The 18,830-nt window shown below is 49.5% G+C and carries 12 protein-coding genes; 6 read left to right on the forward strand and 6 right to left on the reverse strand.

The features are described from left to right. A partial coding sequence (locus Q9R34_RS13965) for an IS1 family transposase (RefSeq protein ID WP_001348782.1) occupies positions 1-158 on the reverse strand: 158 nt, incomplete at its 3' end. A gap of 372 nt (positions 159-530) precedes the next feature. Here Q9R34_RS13965 and Q9R34_RS13970 point away from each other — a divergent pair. Continuing rightward, positions 531-1,103, forward strand: a complete 573-nt coding sequence (locus Q9R34_RS13970) for a hypothetical protein (protein ID WP_407599784.1) — start codon at positions 531-533, stop codon at positions 1,101-1,103. Between the two features lie 770 nt (positions 1,104-1,873). Here the strand turns inward: Q9R34_RS13970 and zorD are convergent. Genes zorD through zorA1 form a run of 4 tightly spaced genes read right to left on the reverse strand, consistent with a single transcriptional unit; the run spans position 1,874 to position 9,735 of the window. After that, positions 1,874-5,116, reverse strand: coding sequence for a type I Zorya anti-phage system protein ZorD (gene zorD, locus Q9R34_RS13975; protein ID WP_407599787.1), 3,243 nt, complete (start codon positions 5,114-5,116; stop codon positions 1,874-1,876). Then, positions 5,116-6,795 carry a type I Zorya anti-phage system protein ZorC gene (zorC, locus tag Q9R34_RS13980; protein WP_407599788.1) on the reverse strand — a complete coding sequence of 560 codons (1,680 nt, stop codon included), beginning with the start codon at positions 6,793-6,795 and terminating at the stop codon, positions 5,116-5,118. The genes zorD and zorC overlap by 1 nt, the downstream gene beginning before the upstream one ends. Then, positions 6,792-7,532, reverse strand: coding sequence for a type I Zorya anti-phage system protein ZorB1 (gene zorB1, locus Q9R34_RS13985; RefSeq protein WP_407599789.1), 741 nt, complete (start codon positions 7,530-7,532; stop codon positions 6,792-6,794). The genes zorC and zorB1 overlap by 4 nt, the downstream gene beginning before the upstream one ends. 13 nt (positions 7,533-7,545) lie before the next feature. Then, positions 7,546-9,735, reverse strand: a complete 2,190-nt coding sequence (zorA1, locus tag Q9R34_RS13990) for a type I Zorya anti-phage system protein ZorA1 (RefSeq protein ID WP_407599790.1) — start codon at positions 9,733-9,735, stop codon at positions 7,546-7,548. A gap of 364 nt (positions 9,736-10,099) precedes the next feature. On the opposite strand from zorA1, the gene Q9R34_RS13995 reads away from it, so the two are divergent. Genes Q9R34_RS13995 through Q9R34_RS14015 form a run of 5 tightly spaced genes read left to right on the forward strand, consistent with a single transcriptional unit; the run spans position 10,100 to position 18,015 of the window. Next, complete coding sequence (locus Q9R34_RS13995; protein ID WP_407599791.1) at positions 10,100-11,809, forward strand: class I SAM-dependent DNA methyltransferase; 1,710 nt, start codon at positions 10,100-10,102, stop codon at positions 11,807-11,809. Continuing rightward, the gene (locus tag Q9R34_RS14000) at positions 11,799-13,175 is read left to right on the forward strand and encodes a restriction endonuclease subunit S (protein WP_407599792.1); all 1,377 of its coding nucleotides are present in this window, start codon (positions 11,799-11,801) and stop codon (positions 13,173-13,175) included. Before Q9R34_RS13995 ends, Q9R34_RS14000 begins: the two co-directional genes overlap by 11 nt. Then, positions 13,168-14,355, forward strand: coding sequence for a DUF4268 domain-containing protein (locus Q9R34_RS14005; RefSeq protein ID WP_063927988.1), 1,188 nt, complete (start codon positions 13,168-13,170; stop codon positions 14,353-14,355). Before Q9R34_RS14000 ends, Q9R34_RS14005 begins: the two co-directional genes overlap by 8 nt. Continuing rightward, the gene (locus Q9R34_RS14010; RefSeq protein ID WP_248203159.1) at positions 14,355-17,486 is read left to right on the forward strand and encodes a type I restriction endonuclease subunit R; all 3,132 of its coding nucleotides are present in this window, start codon (positions 14,355-14,357) and stop codon (positions 17,484-17,486) included. The genes Q9R34_RS14005 and Q9R34_RS14010 overlap by 1 nt, the downstream gene beginning before the upstream one ends. Before the next feature lie 34 nt (positions 17,487-17,520). Continuing rightward, the gene (locus tag Q9R34_RS14015; RefSeq protein ID WP_006809979.1) at positions 17,521-18,015 is read left to right on the forward strand and encodes a helix-turn-helix transcriptional regulator; all 495 of its coding nucleotides are present in this window, start codon (positions 17,521-17,523) and stop codon (positions 18,013-18,015) included. Between the two features lie 72 nt (positions 18,016-18,087). Here the strand turns inward: Q9R34_RS14015 and Q9R34_RS14020 are convergent, their stop codons facing one another. Further along, positions 18,088-18,714, reverse strand: coding sequence for an inovirus Gp2 family protein (locus Q9R34_RS14020; RefSeq protein WP_407599794.1), 627 nt, complete (start codon positions 18,712-18,714; stop codon positions 18,088-18,090). Between the last annotated feature and the right edge of the window lie 116 nt (positions 18,715-18,830).

The following is an 18,830-nucleotide window of genomic DNA, read 5'->3' on the forward strand; positions in this document are numbered from 1 at the left end:
TGCGTACCGGGCTGAGAGGCGGTGTAAGTGAACTGTAGTTGCCATGTTTTACGGCAATGAGAGCAGAGATAGCGCTGATGTCCGGCAGTGCTTTTGCCGTTACGCACCACGCCTTCAGTAGCGGAGCAGGAAGGACATCTGATGGAAATGGAAGCCACGCAAGCACCTTAAAATCACCATCATACACTAAATCAGTAAGTTGGCAGCATTACCTGAATTACCACGTGATTGCTTTTTGAATATGTATTTATAATCAGTGAGTTGTAGTGGGAAGGATAGATGATCACCGTTAAAAATAAATAATGATGGTGGTGCATTCCGAGCCATCAGATAGCAATGTGTAAAGTGATCGCTCGAGTGATCATGATCAGTGCCGGTATGTTGGTATGAGCGAGAGCTTTACAGATTCAAATAGCAAAATTTTATCGATAGTATTCCTTATTACTTATGGCCTGTTTCTGTAGTGGTACACTGAATTTGGTTGTCTAACAGATTGATCTTCATCCTCGAATAATTGATTGAGGGAAAAAATGGAGCAGCAACGCCAAAGCAGTATCAATTTCCGTCCGTTCGTTGGCTCAAAATACGCTGATAGCCGTTATGGCGTCCGGGTGATGGTATTGGGTGAGTCACATTACGCGGACGAGCACGAAGTAGGCCACGATTACACGCAGTATGTTGTTAAAACGCACGCTTACTGTGCTGGCATTCCTTTTTTCTCTAAGCTCACAGCCGTGTTGCGTGGTGATACCTCATACCCAACGGACGAAGAACGGTTTGAGGCCTGGCAGAACATCGCGTTTTATAATTACGTGCAGTCAATCGTTGGTGAGGGCTCGCGAATAGCGCCAACAACAGAAGCATGGAAGGCCGCAGAAGCCCCATTCTTTGAGGTTGTCTGGGAGCTAGAGCCTGATGTAATTCTGGTGCTGGGTAACCGCCTATGGGACAAGGTGCCAAATCTTCCGCCAGAATACCCAGTAGAATGGTGCGGAATCACACACCCAAGCGGCGGAATGGCCTATGAATCGTCAATTGCTGCGCTGGCTGATTCAATAGCGAAGGCTGGTGGCACCTTTGCCAAGAGAGAAGAACAATTGTGATTAATTTTCGCCCGATTACCCATTCGGAACTCATAAGTAGGGGCAATGAGCCCCTGCATCATGGAGTTTCAAAATGTCACGTACACGAGCGGAGCGCCGCCATCATGAGCGCCGCATAAAGCAGAAGCGTCGCCAGTATTATCATATGTTCGCCAGCGTGTCGCCACGCATGGTCGGAATCATTGCACGTACCCCAACACCTTGCTCTTGCCCTATGTGTGGAAATCAGCGTGAGCACCACGGTATGAGTTGGCAGGAGATTAACGACCGCTTGCGTTATACCGATTAGTAGGAGGATAAATGCACCATGACACCACCGGAGAACATTTGTAAGTACCTTAATTGGAGCTTGCTAATGTCTACTTTCAATACCCGTAAAGACCGTGATTGCCACGGTAAGCCATTGCCACATTGGCGCGTGCAGTACGCCACTCTCTGTCGTGTAAAGCATATTCACTACGCCAACCGTAATGGAGACAATGCGCCCCGAGTAAACTACAGCAAGAATCCGGGTTACTGGAACAACTTGTATACGACCCGCCGACGTCGCGCAGATGATCGCACCCTGGCGCATGCTGTAGTAACTGGCGCAGATCCTGATAGTCTGCTTTGGCTGCCGAATAATCGGCCCCTGGAATATTACTGGTAAACCTCATACCCGCTGCGGCGGGTTTATATTCCTGCATTAACACCACCTCTTGTGGAGGTGGTCAGCAACAGTTTTTTTGAAATGGACCTATGCATTTTTTATAGTGCGAAAATTTAAGCGCTTATGTCCCTTTTAAAATATTCTCAAAATCAGTACTGCTGAGGTCCGGTGTTGAACACAACATATCCCTGGCCAATGCCCGGCGGCGCTGAAGAAGTTCGTCCAGCGTCTCTTCAAACGTTGTGATTTCAGCGTCTCTTACCGTCGGGTAATAGACATACACATCCTTTGTCTGACCAATACGGTAGGCACGGTCTGTCGCTTGGTCTTCTTTTGCCGGGTTCCAGCAGCGGGTGAAGTGAATAACGTGGTTGGCCTTCTGAACGTTAACCCCAAAGCCAACAGCGACTGTAGAGAGAACAATCACGCCAAAGCCGGGTTGGGCCTGGAAATCATCAATCAATCTCTGACGGCTGTTCTGGCTCTGACTTTTCGTGCTGGTATCGCCATTGATGATCACCGGGCGGAAACCAAATCGCTGTTGAATAGCATGCTGGATTTCTCGCTGAAGGTCGCGTAGTTCAGTAAAAATAATCACTTTGTCTTTACTGGTGTGCTTAATTTCATCCAGCGTTTTCAGCATCCAGTTAAGTTTTGGCGACCCCTCCCGATAGCGAGGCTCTGGGCTGACCACTGCCGGATGGGCACAAATGAGTTTGAGCCGATGTAATAGTCCCAACATCCCAGTGCCTGCTTGCTGCATTCCTTCGCTGAGTGCCTGCTGTTGTTGCCAGTTGGCAATCGAGGAAAGGTACAGTTGCTTTTGAGGGCCGGAAAATGGCAGTTGTTTACAACTGGTCACTTCAATTTTTTGCGGCAGATCGCGCGCGACTTCTTCTTTAGTTCGTCGTAACGTCTGTGGCTCAATCAAGGCTCGCAGACTTTCCAGTCGTTCTGTATCCCGACCAGCTTCGTTCTCGATAGGGCGAACATAGTATTTGCCAAATTCATTGAGTGCCCCTAATAGGCCTGGCTGCGCGAAATCAAACAAGCTCCACAGGTCTACAAGCGTGTTTTCGACAGGAGTGCCGGTGCATGCCACTTTAAACCTGGCTTGTATCGCGTTGGCTGCATGGGTAATCAATGCTGCCGGGTTCTTTATTTTTTGTGCCTCGTCGCAGACCATGATGGACCATGGCTGGCGGGCCAGCGAGAACTCTTGATCGCGAAGCGTTTCGTAGGTTGTCAGAATGATTTTCGCCTCACCCTGCCAGCCGGGTTTAAGCAAATTTTTGATCCCCTGAGACTGCAGTTGAGCAGGAATAGCCTGTTTCGGGTATTTCACCGCTTTGATAGTGTCGCCATACAATTTCATCACCGAAATCCCGGAGGTGTAGAAGAAATTGTCGAGCTCACGCTCCCAGTTATCCAAAAGAGAAACGGGCGCAACGATGAGGCTGGGTGGCTCGTCAGGGAATTTTTCAATGAACCAGACCAGGAAGCTCAGGATCTGCAGCGTTTTCCCCAGTCCCATATCATCCGCTAGTAAGCAACCAGCTGTTTCTTGAGGCGAACGAAGGAAAAGCTGCTGAAGCCAGGCCACGCCTTCACGCTGATGGTCTTTGAGCCGGATGTGCTCTTTCAGGCTAAGTGGAATTTCAGGTTCAGCATGGCGTGCATTGAGGAGTGAATCTCGACGCTGTTTAATGTAAACAGCTTCTTCAATGTTCTGTTCAATTTTGAGAACCGCGCGGGTTGCTTTATCAGCAATATTTCCCTCTGATTCATGCGCGGTGTTCTGCTGTTTTTCCCAGTTCTTGCTGAACGTTTTTGCCGCATCCAGCGGCAGTTCGGTCTCATTCCAGGGGGAGATGATATGTGTTTCGCCAGCCGCTTCTGCCTGGTTGATTCTCTCCTGCAGTTCATCGAAATGGTGCAGGTTTTCAGGTTGCCAGCCGTCCAGTGTTTCTACAGAAAATGCGGAGAAGTCGATGCCATCAGGGAGCCAGTTTTCACTTTGCGCTTTGGTCAGCCAGGGAGAGGATATTTTTTCGAACTCACCGATGCCAATAACGCGATCGCCATATTTACCGATATCCAGGACATCATCGAATTCTTTACCTTCGATTTCCTGTTGCCAGCGCGACAACAGCGACTGGCAATCATGCCATTGCTGTTCAGTGAATTGGCTCAGTTCCAGCTCGTAACCCTGCCAGGAGCCTGCGGGCATTTGGGCGGCAACACTGATCCCCAATGCCTGAACAAATTTATCCAGCTCCCAGGGGGCGGAAAAGAGGAAGGTGACTTCCGGTTGTGGTACTGGCGAGACGGGCTCCAGAACCAACGTAATATCCTCTATCTTATTCTCATCATTTAGACGGGGTTGAAGTCTAAAGTGATGGAAGAAAATATGGGCATCAAACAGTGCCTGTTCATGCTCTTTAGGCGCAATCACGCTAGCGGCATCTTCACCCAGGAATGTGTAAGGGTTGCGAACAAACGACAGAGCTTCGCTTCCGGCTACTCGGCGACCTGGAATGGAATGAATTGAATTGAGAACCTCTTTCACCTCGGGAGGAATGATGACATGGCTGAGCTCGCCATTTTCTCCAGGGATGCGATAGCTATCATGAACCTGAGCGTTCTTGTCAAAGCTGCCAAGCCAGTTGGCAGGCTGATCATCGAAGTGAGGCTCAATCTCTATTACGGCAGTATCAGCAATCGTTGCTTTTCGCAGTCGTAACGACAATGAAGTCGGTTTGATGACGTGTGTTTTTTCTAAATAATCATCAAATTTTGCAGCGGCTTGTTTCGCACATTTACGGACAGCAGCCCATCCCAACTGGTTAGTTGTTTCGCTGGGAGACTGTGATTGCTGAGCACTGAGTTGCTCAACTGACTGCAAGAGTGCCCAGTTTTCCCGCGATAATAAATGCTGCTGATTTTCATGGGTGAAAAGAGCACCTGTGCGGCTGAAGCGGATAGGGTGACGGGCTGGGAGTGTGGCCCATTCAGCAATCCAGACGCGAAAATCACTGTCGCTTAATGCCCCTCGCGAACTTAAACTTGCGCGTAATGGCAAAACCTCAGGGACGCCAATCAGAGGCAGGCTACTGGCGTGCTCTTCATCTTCCAACAGGCGGTATAACGCGTCCCAGCTCAGCAACCATCGGTCTGTGAGTGATATCAGATAGTCTTCTTCAACCAATTGCTCAAGCCAAGATGCCAGAGCCCAAAGCTCCGGCACATCAACCAACGATTGTGGAAAACTGAGGCCGCTGTCTTCGACCTGGTACTGATTCTTCAGGTGGCGTTCTATCTGCTGACGGTTTCCCGTCAGTTTACTTAACAGACGTTTGAGCATTATTTGATCCAGTAGCGATGCGGTTCTTTAATCACGGGGGCGAAACCGAGTCGGAGCAACTCTCTTTCCGTTGTGTCATCCGGTGATTTGAGCTGAACAGACAGCACACCACCTTTTTGCCGGTTATCGCTGACGATGCATGAGGTGTTTTCAACCAAGCGCTGTATGGCTGTATCGCGCAATGGGTTGATGATCTTAACATCAGATACCGAGACGGGAGAGGGCGCTTTTTTGTCTACAAATTTGACGGGTTCTTCAGCCATCCAGCGAATACCCAGCTTGCGCAGCTCATCATCGTATTTCAGCATCCAGCCGGTTATGCGAACTTTGTTATAACCTTCAGCTCGTGGCATATGCGGCATCCGGAGCGCACAGCGTCCCTGGTCTTTGAGTTGGTTGATGTCTAGGGTACGCGACTCAGGGTTAAAGGGGGCATGGCCGATCCTGTAGGCATACATTGCATTACCGGTTCCGGAAAACTCAACGAACAAATAGTCATTGATTTGCATGATCATGGCGTTATCCAGGCTACGTCCGCCGCGCAAATGGCTCAGCCGCCCTCTATTTTCTTCGCGGAATTTTACGAAGTCGCTACCACGATCCTGCCAGGCATCGGGTCCCATCACGATGCGTGTGAATCCCATCTGGTTGGCAAATCGTAGCCAATAGTGGAGTCGCGCTTGGTCGACATCGCCATTACCGCGAAGCAGTTCAAAGAAGTGCATCAGGTCCTGTTTTGCCAGCCAACCCCGTACCATGGCTGCGACGGGTTCAGAAACATATTGATGCCATTTGTTCTGCTGACTCTTGAGTTGCGGGTTATCCCAGAATTCCAGCGCCGCCTGTTTTAAGGCTGAATGGGCCTGATCACGATAAATCGAATGATAATAGCGTGTTAGCGTCGCTGTCATAATATCATCGCGAAAACGCACCCACTGTGTCGCCAGCCCTAATAGCCAACTGATTTTTTCCAGGAATTGTGGATCGTCAAGCGTATCGAGTTGTGCCAATAGCACCGTGAAAATACGCTTCCATAACCAGCTGCTGTCGGGGATTTGCGCGATTTTTTCCAGTGATGATAAAGAGTTACTCTCACCGGAAAGCAGCTGTTGGGATATCACACTTCCCGCCAGCGGTGTAAAAATGTCGTGATAAAACTCAATGGTTTTCATCCACGATTTTTCTCTACGGACAGCGGACTTCACCACCAGGTAGCCCTGAGCGATGTGACCACGCAGCACACACCAGTGCGGATTTGATTCTGGTGTTTCGTTCCTGTAAGCAAAATAGCTTGAACAGAGAGCGGCCCAATCCCGGCGTTTCAGCGTTTTGGTTTCAATTCGCTGTTTGATGGCACTGTTTACCTCTGGGAAAAACTGCTCATCCTCCAGTAATACCGGCCGGTCGGGATATAACGGGTCATTATCGGCGAGGCCATAGAACACCATTCGCCACTCGCGTTCAGTCAGTTCTTCGGCAAGACGAAAGCGACGGAGTGCCGCCAGCCGCATTTCATGAGGCGGTGGGGGGATTTTCTCTGCTTTATCAAACCGTTTTTCCATATCAAGGCCAGCAGCAGTCAGTGCGTGAAAATCATTGCGCAGATAACTATCATCCTGCTTGCTGGAAGACAGCTTCGCCGCGATGCGTTGTGCCAGAGAACTGAGTGCAGGTGTCATTGCGACATCCCCAACTGGCAAACTTCTTTATTGACCACCGGAGGGAAATTCACCTCGTTGGCCCCATCTCGTTTATCTTTCAACCCAAAGAATTGCATGCGCAGCTCTACGCGACGGCTGGCTTCTTTACTCTCTTTCGCGTTATTAAACGAGACGCCACCCGCCAGGAAAAGTTTGCGGATCTGGATTTGCTGCTCAGCAGAAATGCTCTTTTGCAAAGGACTGCGGCTATCGAGCAAACTGCACATCACCCATTCAGAACGCTGCAGGGAGAGATGCAGGTTGTAAAGATACGAACCATCGGTGTCGGTAAAACCTTCGATGACGATCTGCTTAAACCACTTTTTGCCTTCTTCACTGTCGGATGCCTCTAGCACCAGCGGAACGGCATCCTGCAATGCTTTTTGTCCTTCGGCATTCAGGAAAAATCGGTTGTGATCGAAACGACCTGCCTCGCCAAAGCTGATGCGGTTATCGTGACAATCCACCACGATGGTTTTATTCACACTACGAGCATGCAGCTCCAGGCGCTCACATAATCTGGCGATATCCTGCCCTCTGACTTTTTCCCCTTGCTCTGCACGTTGAATTCGTTGTGTAACGGAGCTTAGCGACGCGACCATCACCACCAAAAATAACACCATCATGGCCGTCATCAGGTCGGCATAGGAGATCCAAAAGGGTTTCTCTGCTTCATCACTGCGGCGCTTCTTAGCGCCAAATGCATGTCCAAACATCAACTGTCACCCCTTAAGCACGAACGCGTGACAGGACATCATCAAGCTCGCCGACACTTTCACCGATCTGTTCAACGGATCCTGCAAGATGATTGGTGGCTTTCGCCATTTCGACATCCAGTTTGCCCAAGGTCTTATCCAGGCTACGTGCAACACCTTCGGAGAAGTCTTCAAACCCTTTGCCCAGCACATTGCTGACGTTATCCATAAACTCCTGCGCTTCGCGGTTATAGCCTTGCAAGCGCTCACCGTGTTGTTTGAGGTCGGTAATGAACTGGCTGCGTGTGGTCTGTTCAGACTGCGTATTGGCTGCGAGCAATTCCAGCATGGCAATGGATTTGCTGACGGCTTCCCGATTGTTTCGATAATCCGCCACAACGGAGGAGAGTTCGCTGGTGGCAAGGGAAAGCGATGAACCGGCCGATTGCGCTTTATTCAGCACATCAGCGGTGAGGTGGTTGGCTTCCGACACACGATCGCCCGCATGTTCAAAGCGCTCGGCCGCAACACGCATTTTATCGGCCCCGTTTTGCATATCCTGAATCTGTCGGTTGGTCTGTTCAGCGAGTTTGTTCAGTGTTTCTGTCGTGCCCTGATGCTGGCTGGCAACTGTTTCAATCAGCTGTTTAATCTGATCGTCTACCTCACTCATCACCTGCTGGGTCTGTTCGTGCAAGGATTTCTGATTAGCCTGCTGATTGGCTGAAATCTGCTGCTGACCCTTATCAATTTGTCCAAACAGGCTACCCAACTGCTCACCAAGTGCTTCGACAGACGTTGCCATTTTTTCCATTGTGGCACTTTGGCCCTGCTGTACTGAGTTCTGAATGGCTTCAATAAAGGCGGACATATGTTCTGCCTGGGCTTTTTCCCGCGCCTCACTGTCGGCAAACATTTTCTCAAGTTGGCGGGCCATACGTTCACCCGCACCTTCGCCTTCAGCACCAATTTTAGCGACAGATGCCTGAAGGCTGGTGAGCATGTCGTTCATGCCGGCCTGCATGGCTTGCTGGCCCGACTTCATTTCAGAGAGTAGCTGTTCAATGAGCTGGGCGCTTCCCTGGCGGGAATCGTCGCTGACCTGACGCATATCTTGCAACAGGGTGGAAAAACCGCTTTGCATCGTTTGGATAGCACCCACGGTTTGTCCCATCATCTCGTTGAGATTTGTAAACTGCTGGCCAAACGTGGTGTCGAGTTTCGCCATAAACGCGGTCAGCACATCCTGCAGCATGTTTTGAACCATGCCGCTTTGATCGCCGCTGGCGGTCTGAACCGCCCCAGCGATTTTATCCAGTGGTGACTTCAGGCTGTTTTCAATGGCGTCACTCACCTGGTCGGCAAACTGCGAACTTGATTCGCGATAAGTGGTGCTTAACGTATTTGCCAGGCGCTCGTTATCGACTTTCTGGCTTTCGGCCAGATGCAGCAGCATATCGCGTAAGTCGGTAACGAGGCTTTCTTTGAGTTGGCGCGCCTGAGTCGCGCTTTCGTTACTGGATTTCACTAACGAGGCAAGGTATTCCTCACCTACTCCGCTGTCATAAAGGGTGTCGAGGGCTGCGGTAAATTTTTCAAGGTATTTATAGCACTTGGCGATGGACATTTTTTCCAGCCAGGTGATCAAGATAGAGGCGAAAATTGCAAATGCAGAACCCAGAAAAGCGTACAGCACATCGTGCAGCAGGTTATTGACGCTGCTAGTGACCTGCTCTGGTGTGCTGGGGTCGAAGTGATTCAGGCCAATCATCAGCCCGTAGAATGTGCCGATAATCCCCACGCCGGTCAGAATACCGGGTAGATGTTTAAAGAATTCGGTATTGAGGGGAATATCTATCAGTTGCTGTTCTGAAAAATAGCTGGCGCTGGGAGCGGTAGCGCGGATTTTAACGATTTTTTCTTCACTACCGACCAGTTCATGCTGTGGGTGCAGAGACTCTGCAAACTCGCTCCAGGCATGCTTTAGTTCAGGCTGAACAAATAGGTTTTTCAGATACTTGAGTTGGTTTTCCGGCTCATTATTATTGATGTTATTAATTGACTGTGTGTATTTTTTCAGTCTGTTAACAATTTTAATCGACCGATAAAGATAAAAAATAATAAAACAAACAAATGCAAAACTGACGAGGCCGATAACGGTTGCTGGCACCATATAGGGCTGGACAGAGGTAAGTGCCAATAAAACGGAATTAAGCCAGGACATAGTTTTACCTGTTATATATTCAAAAACACACACGATAGAATAACCATCGACAACATCTTGATTACCTTTAATCAAAATTTCGTACGGCTACCCACATTTAACATCTATGAAAGTATCGTTTCGATGTCGCAGGACAGACCTTGCAGCTCTACGGATAGGCTGCGGATGAAGGCGATAGGGCTGATTAGTGCAAACAGAACGGCGGTTTAGTTTCCTATTATTTGTCGATCAAATGCAAATTTCTTTACGTTGTGTCGTTTGTAATCATTCCTGTTCCGGGTATGATTTTGCGAACTAAATTCCAATACTGAATTGATGCCAGGTTGTTATTGCATGCTGGCTGCGATCGTAACCGAGGATTTTCATGAACAACGCGGAACAACTGTTTCTGAACGAGCTGGATAATAAATTCTGGAAGGCCGCTGATAAGTTGCGCGCCAACATGGATGCTGCCAACTACAAGCATGTGGTGCTGGGGCTTATCTTCCTGAAGTATGTCTCCGATGCCTTTGAGGCCCGTCAGCAGGAGTTGATCACCCTGTTCCGCGATATCGGCAATCCGGACAACATCTACGCCATGTTGCGTGAGGGTTTCGACTCTGATGAAGAGTACACACAGGCGATTATGGATGAGCTGGAGGTGGAGGATTATTACACCGAAAAGAACATCTTCTGGGTGCCAAAAGCCGCGCGCTGGGACACGCTGAAAAACAAAGCCATGCTGCCGACCGGCACCGTGCTGTGGGTGGATGAAACCACCGGCAAGGATGTGACGCTGCGCTCTGTCTCCTGGCTGGTGGATAACGCGCTGGATGAAATCGAAAAAACCAACCCGAAACTGAAAGGTATTCTGAACCGCATCAGCCAGTATCAGCTGGGCAACGAGGTGTTAACCGGGCTGATTAATACCTTCTCGGATGCCAACTTCAGCAACCCGGAATATAACGGCGAGAAGCTCAACTTAAAGAGCAAAGATATTCTCGGCCACGTCTACGAATATTTCCTCGGTCAGTTCGCGCTGGCGGAAGGCAAACAAGGCGGCCAGTACTACACGCCAAAAAGCATCGTGACCCTGATTGTCGAAATGCTCCAGCCTTACAACGGCCGCGTGTATGACCCGGCGATGGGTTCCGGCGGGTTCTTTGTTTCCAGCGACCGTTTTATTGAAGAGCACGCGGGAGAGAAGCAGTACAACGCCGCAGAGCAGAAGCAGAAGATCTCCGTCTACGGCCAGGAGTCCAATCCGACCACCTGGAAACTGGCGGCGATGAACATGGCGATCCGTGGCATCGACTTTAACTTCGGACAGAAAAACGCCGATACCCTGCTGGACGATCAGCACCCGGATCTGCGTGCCGACTTTGTGATGGCTAACCCGCCGTTCAACATGAAGGAGTGGTGGAGCGCGAAGCTGGAAAACGACGTGCGCTGGAAGTACGGCACGCCACCGCAGGGCAATGCCAACTTTGCATGGATGCAGCACATGATCCACCACCTGGCACCGAAAGGCTCGATGGCGCTGCTGCTGGCTAACGGCTCGATGAGTTCCAACAGTAATACTGAAGGAGAAATCCGCCGTAGCCTGATCGAAGCCGATCTGGTGGAGTGCATGGTCGCACTGCCGGGCCAGCTGTTTACCAACACCCAAATCCCGGCCTGTATCTGGTTCCTGAGCAAAGACAAATCTGGTGGTAACGGCAAAGCGCACCGCAAAGGCGAAGTCCTGTTTATTGATGCCCGTAAGATTGGCTTTATGAAAGACCGCGTGCTGCGTGATTTCAGCCGCGAGGATATCGCTAAAATAGCCGACACCTTCCACGCCTGGCAGACGGATAAAGACTACGAAGACGAAGCCGGTTTCTGCTTCTCCGCAACGCTTGCAGATATTCAGAAAAACGACTTTGTGCTGACCCCAGGGCGTTACGTCGGTGCGGCCGAACAAGAAGAAGACGACGAGCCATTTGCCGAGAAGATGGCGCGACTGACGGCTCAGCTTAAAGAACAGCTGGCAGAGAGCGCGAAGCTGGAAGCGCAGATTAAGGCGAACCTGGGGGGGCTGGGTTATGAGTTCTGAATTATCAAGAACAGAACTAAGTTGTTTAATAACACATAAAAAAGGCTTTGCCTTCAAATCAAAGGATTACATTCCTTCTGGTGTCCCCGTTGTGCGCGTAAGTAATTTTACCTGGGACTCTATTTCAACTGATGACTTAAGATATGTTTCACATGAGGTAGCAAGTAGTACCAAAGTGGTACAGTTGAATGAATATGATGTAATTGTTGCAACGGTTGGTTCATGGCCTCAAAACCCAGACTCTATAGTAGGCAAGGTTGTACGAGTTCCTTGTCCGTTGTCAGGTGCCCTATTGAATCAAAATACTGTTAGACTTCGGGTAAATGATGATAACTTAGTTAATCAAAAATATTTATATATTGCACTTAAAACTAAGGAGTTTTCTGATCACCTAATATCAAAAGCTCAAGGAAGTGCAAATCAAGCAAGTATTACTTTGTCCGATATTTTCTCCTATGCTATACCGTGGGGAACTTATACGCAGAGAAAATATATTGTTAATGTTATTGATAGTATTAACGATAAAATAGTCATTGCTAACCAAATTAACCAAACCCTCGAACAAATGGCACAAGCCCTGTTCAAAAGCTGGTTTGTCGATTTTGAACCAGTAAAAGCCAAAATGGCGGTGTTGGAAGCGGGTGGTTCGCAGGCAGACGCGACGCTTGCTGCTATGACGGCGATTTCCGGGAAAGATGCCGATGCGCTGGCGGTTTTTGAGCGTGGACATCCTGAGCAATATGCCGAGTTAAAAGCCACGGCAGAACTGTTTCCGTCTGCGATGCAGGATAGTGAGTTGGGGGATATTCCTGAAGGGTGGTATTTACAACGATTTTCTAATATTGCGACACTTCATTACGGAAAAGCACTTAAAAAAACAGAACGTATAGAAGGACCTTATTCGGTTTATGGTTCAGGTGGCATCACTGGCTCACACAACAGTTATCTCGTTGAAGGTCCAGGTATTATAGTTGGCAGAAAAGGTTCTATCGGCACTCTGTATTGGGAGGATGGAAAGTTCCATCCAATTGATACCGTTTATTATGTCGAAAATAAAGAAGGTGTTCCACTAACCTATCTCTATTATTTAATGGGGACATTAAATCTTTCAAGTATGAACACTGATGCTGCTGTTCCTGGATTAAATCGGGATAACGTTTATCGGTTGGAAACCATAAATCCAGAAATAGCTATTTTGAATGAATTCAATAATCATGTGTCTGCGTTGAGAAATATGATTCAGAGAAATAAGAGTTCAACAGAAACTCTAACCCAACTCCGCGACACCCTGCTCCCAAAACTCCTCTCGGGCGAAATCACCCTGCCGGACGCCGAGCAGGCGGTAAGCGAGGTGGCAAATGTATAAAGTCGATAAGCCGACCAATAGCTTGCACTCTTTGCAAGAGGTGTCGTTTAGCAGCCTCGGTTATACCGAGCGCTATCACCTGCAGGAGTGGCTGGCAAAAAACCCCCAAGCACTGACCCGCGATAATGACGACGAACTGCTAATTATTCAGAAAGAATTCGCCGGTTTTGACGACACCAAAGAGCGGCTCGACCTGCTGGCTATCGATAAACAGCGCAACCTGGTGATCATCGAAAACAAGCTCGATGACTCCGGGCGCGATGTGGTATGGCAGGCGCTGAAATATGCAGGTTACTGCGCCAATCTGCGTAAAGAGCAGATCCTCGACATCTTCCAGCTCTATCTCGATAAATACGAACCGGAAGAGACCCGACCGGCGGCGGACGTGATGGCGGAGTTTCTGGAGTGTGAAAGCCTGGATGAAGTGCAAATTAACCAGAGCCGCACCCAGAGGGTGATGATGGTGGCGGCGAGCTTCCGCAAAGAGGTCACCAATACCGCGCTATGGTTGATGCAGTTTGGCCTGCGTGTGCAGTGCTTTAAGGTGAAACCATACAAATTCAATGACGATGTGTTCGTTGATATCCGGCAGGTGATCCCGACGCCGGAAGCGGAATCTTTCATGATCGGCATGGCGCAGAAGGAAGCCGAAGAGCAGTCCACCAGCGGCGAGCTGAAAACCCGCCATCTGCTGCGCAAAGCTTTCTGGACTAAAATGCTGGAGCGTCTGAAAGCCAGTTCCTGCACGCTGTACAACAATATCAGCCCGTCAACAGACCACTGGCTTAGCGCCGGTTCGGGTATCAGCGCACTTTCTTACAATATGATTTTTAGTAAGAAAGAAACCCGCGTTGAGTTCTGGATTGCCAAATCCTCAGCGGAGAGCAACACCTTTGCCTTTAACTGGCTGTATGAGCGTAAAGCGGCGATTGAAGAGACATTTGGTCATGCGCTGAAGTGGGAACCGCTGCCGGGCAAAAAATCCTGCCGAATCTCCTTTGCCACACCTGCTACCAGCCTCGATGAAAGCAACTGGCCAGCGATGATCGACTGGCTGCTGGTCAACCTGACGGCGTTTGAAAAAGCGCTCGATCCTTTTATCGCCCCACTGAATATGGCACTGAAAGAGATTTCAAACGCGCCGGAAGAAGTGGAAGAGCCTGCGACAGAGGAAGCCTGATGCTGAGCGAAGACGATTTAGAACAGCAGTGCCTGCAATGGTTTGCTGAACAGGGGTGGGAAGTGCTGCATGGGCCAGATATAGCGCCGGATGGCGACAACCCGCTGCGTGCCTCCTTTCATGATGTGTTTCTGCGCCCGGTGATGCTGGAGCAGCTGCAAACCATCAACCCCCATCTCCCTGTTGTCGTGCTGGAAGAGGTGATACTGCGTATCGTCCATGCTCAAAGCCCGGACTTGGTCGTCAGCAACAAAGCCTTCCATCATCTGCTGCTCGACGGTGTGCCCGTTGAGTACAAGCAGGAAGACAAGGTTATCCACGATAAAGCGCTGCTGATGGATTTTAACCGCACCGCCAATAACCGCTTTATGGTGGTCAATCAGGTGGCGATTCAGGGCATAAAACAGGTACGTCGCCCGGATGTGATTGGCTATATCAACGGCCTGCCGGTGGCGGTGCTTGAGCTGAAAAGCCCGATTGATGCCAGTGCCGATATCTGGGCGGCGTTTAACCAATTGCAGACCTATAAAAACGAACTGAGCGACCTGTTTATCTGCAATGAAGCGCTGGTGGTGAGCGACGGGCAAAATGCGCGTATCGGCTCTCTGACCGCTGATGAAGAGCGTTTTCTGCCGTGGAAAACGGTGGCGAACGAAGATGATAAACCGCAGTTTCACTGGCAGCTTAAAACGGTAGTGCAGGGCTTCTTTAATAGCGAACTGCTGCTCGATTACATTCGTTTCTTTGTGCTGTTTGAAAACGATGGCAAACGGCTTATCAAAAAGATTGCCGCTTACCATCAGTTCCACGCGGTGCGTGAAGCGGTTGCGGCAACGATTGTGGCCTCTACCGGTAAACATCTTCCGCTGCGCAGCAACATTACCCCCGGCAGTAAAAAAGCGGGCGTGGTGTGGCATACCCAGGGCTCCGGCAAAAGTATCTCCATGTGCTGTTACGCCGGAAAGCTGCTGCAACAAACAGAGATGAATAATCCGACCATCGTCGTGGTGACCGACCGTAACGATCTTGACGGGCAGCTCTACGCCACGTTTTGCCAGGCGCATGATTTACTCAAGCAAACGCCGTTACAGGCCAACGACCGCGACGAACTGCGCGAGCTGCTCAACGCCCGTGAATCCGGCGGCATTATCTTTACCACCGTGCAGAAGTTTGCGCCGCTGGACAGTGAACAGAGCCATCCGGCACTTAACGTCCGCAGCAACATCGTGGTGATTTCCGATGAAGCGCACCGCAGCCAATATGGCCTGAGCGCCACGCTGGACCGGCAAACCGGGGCCTATAAATACGGCTACGCCAAGCATATGCGCGATGCGCTACCGAATGCGTCGTTTATGGGCTTTACCGGTACACCGATTGCGTCTGAAGATAAAGATACCCGTGCCGTGTTCGGTGATTATGTCTCGATCTACGATATTCAGGATGCGGTGGATGACGGCGCGACGGTGCCGATTTACTACGAATCCCGCTTGGCAAAGCTCGACCTGAACCATGAGGAGCTGGAAACGCTCTCCGATCAGGTGGATGAGCTGGTGGAAGATGAAGAGACCGGCCAGCAGGAGAAAACCAAAGGTGACTGGAGCCGTCTGGAAAAGCTGGTAGGTTCTGAGCCACGCATCAAACAGGTCGCGGCCGATCTGGTTCAGCACTTTGAAACACGCAATGCGGCGATGAATGGCAAGGCGATGATAGTCGCCATGAGCCGTGATATCTGTGTGAAGCTCTACAATGCCATCACCGAGATCCGCCCAGACTGGCACAGCACGGATGTCGAACAAGGGGCTATTAAAGTCATTATGACCGGCTCGGCATCGGATAAAGACCATCTCCAGCCACACATCTACAACAAGCAGACTAAAAAGCGCCTTGAAACTCGGTTTAAAGATTTAAACGATCCGCTCAAATTGGTTATAGTCCGTGATATGTGGCTGACCGGGTTTGACGCGCCGTGCTGCCACACCATGTATATCGACAAACCGATGCGCGGCCATAACCTGATGCAGGCGATTGCGCGCGTTAACCGCGTGTTCCGCGATAAGCCCGGCGGGCTGGTGGTCGATTACATCGGCATTGCCAACGAGCTGAAGCAGGCGCTGAAAACCTATACCGACTCAAAAGGCAAAGGGCAGTCCACGGTCGATGCCCGGGAAGCCTTTGCCATTCTGCTGGAAAAAATCGACATTATTCATGGGATGTTTGCGCCCTCGGCAGGAAAACCCGGCTTCAGTTACGCAGGTTTTTCTCGCGACCCGTTAGCGTTCTTACGCGATGCGGTGAACTATATTCTGGGGCTGGATGACGGTAAAAAACGCTACCTCGATGTTTCGCTGGCGATGAGTAAAGCCTGGTCACTGTGTAATACGCTGGATGAGGCGAAACCCTTACAGGAGGAGTTCGCGTTTCTTTCGGCGGTCAGGGTGGGGCTTATCAAGCTCGATCCGAAGGCAAAGTTTAGCCAGTCAGAAAAAAACTCTCTGCTGAGCAAGATCCTCGATAACGCGGTTGTCGCGACCGGGGTTGAGGATGTCTTCGCACTCGCCGGGCTGGATAAACCGAACATAGGTTTGCTGTCCGATGAGTTTTTGGAAGAAGTGCGGGAAATGCCGCAGCGTAATCTGGCAGTGGAACTGCTGGAAAAACTGCTCAATGACGGCATTCATGCCCGTTCGGGCAATAACGTGGTGCAGCAGAAGAAATACTCCGACCGACTGAAAGCGGTGCTGCTCAAATACAATAACCGCGCCATTGAGACCGCGCAGGTGATTGAAGAGCTGATCCAGATGGCGAAAGCGTTCCAGGAGGCGATGGCGCGTGATGATGCGTTAGGGCTGACCCCGGATGAAATCGCCTTCTATGATGCGCTGGCTGAAAATGAAAGTGCAGTGCGTGAACTGGGCGATGATACGCTGAGAAAGCTGGCCATCGAAGTGACATTGAAATTGCGGCAGTCCACCACCGTGGACTGGCAGGTGCGTGAAAGCGTGCGTGCCCGATTGCGTATTCTGGTGCGCCAGACGCTGCGTAAGTATAAGTATCCGCCGGACAAAACGCCGGGCGCCGTGGAACTGATTTTGAAGCAGGCAGAAGTGGTGTCGAACAGCTGGACAGTCTAAAACGTTCATCGATTATCTTGACGGAGGTGGTTCAATGTCGGTTACTGTAACAGTTGAGAAAGTAGGGGCGGCATTTGCATTGATCAAATGCCACCATAGGCCTGAAGCAGAATATGAATTTACTGGTGAGTTTCTCGGGCTTTCACACGAGCTGAAGTTTGCAGGGAAGAATTTACGAGAACTGAGAGAAACTGGCTGTTCTATTTATGGAATTTATCAGGATGAATACGGCATGACCTTACTTCCTGATCATCCCGGCATTAAACTGGCCGAAATACTAGCGGTATCAAATATAGGACTGAATAAATTTTCGGTTTACATGGGATGTCGCGAGCAAGAGATAGTTGAATTGTTGAACGGTTCAGTTTCACTGACGAAAGCTATGGCACTCCGATTATCGCATGTAGTCGGTGGAAGTTGGTCGAAGTGGATGTTAATTCAAGAGCAGTTTGAATTACAGTTGGCACAACGAGAGATTAAAGAATTAATGATTTTGACTAATATCGGGGATGAGGTCGTTGGATTATAGTAAAACAACCATCTTTAACTGATGGGTTTGGCCTTTCCATCCATAAGAAAGGCCATCGTTGTAAAAAATAAATTACCCGCGACTGCAGCCGAAATTACGGTCCCCATCACCGACTATTTTAGTTCTTACTTTGGTCATGTAATCCACTCTATTCATCAAATCGCTATAAGTCTGCTCAAAGTTGTCCCTTTTACGATTGAGAAGGTATTTGCCATTTGGCGGGTAATTAACTAACTTCCCCGAGCTATCTATCGGGATGCCAAGTGCACTGTACCAAGCTGTTGTTATCATTGTTCTTATCGTATTACGGTTTAAATCGTAATCACCTACATGATAATAAGCATCCTGATTGAAGCACAGTATCAAATGGTAATGCCGCTTTCCATTTTTGGTATATTCTCGGACCCATGCGTAACGTAAGGTTGAATGTCGGGTATCAGGCCAGTCTTTCCGTTGAGTTTTAATATGCTTATCGTGTTCAAGCTTTGCTTTTAACGCACTGGTAAAGCGAGATATAGCACCAGAGTCAACTCTGGGTTGAAAGAATGGGTTATCCATATTTTCTGTATCAATTGGATCATGCAGATCAACACGAAGAATCATTGAGTTAGGATGTTCGTTGAGGGAGTCATCAATAACCTGTTGTATTCTATCCCGATATAGGGATACGTGTGATCCGAATTCACTATCGTATGTCATATTGTATCCTATTTATTGATATTGGAGTAAGTGATGGATTTAATATATATTACCTATCATGACAACAAACCATTAACTGAACTGGGCTAATTATTCATTTTTGCTCTTGAATTAAA

This window comes from Enterobacter sp. BRE11, assembly GCF_031844285.1.
Classification (GTDB): Bacteria; Pseudomonadota; Gammaproteobacteria; order Enterobacterales; family Enterobacteriaceae; genus Pantoea.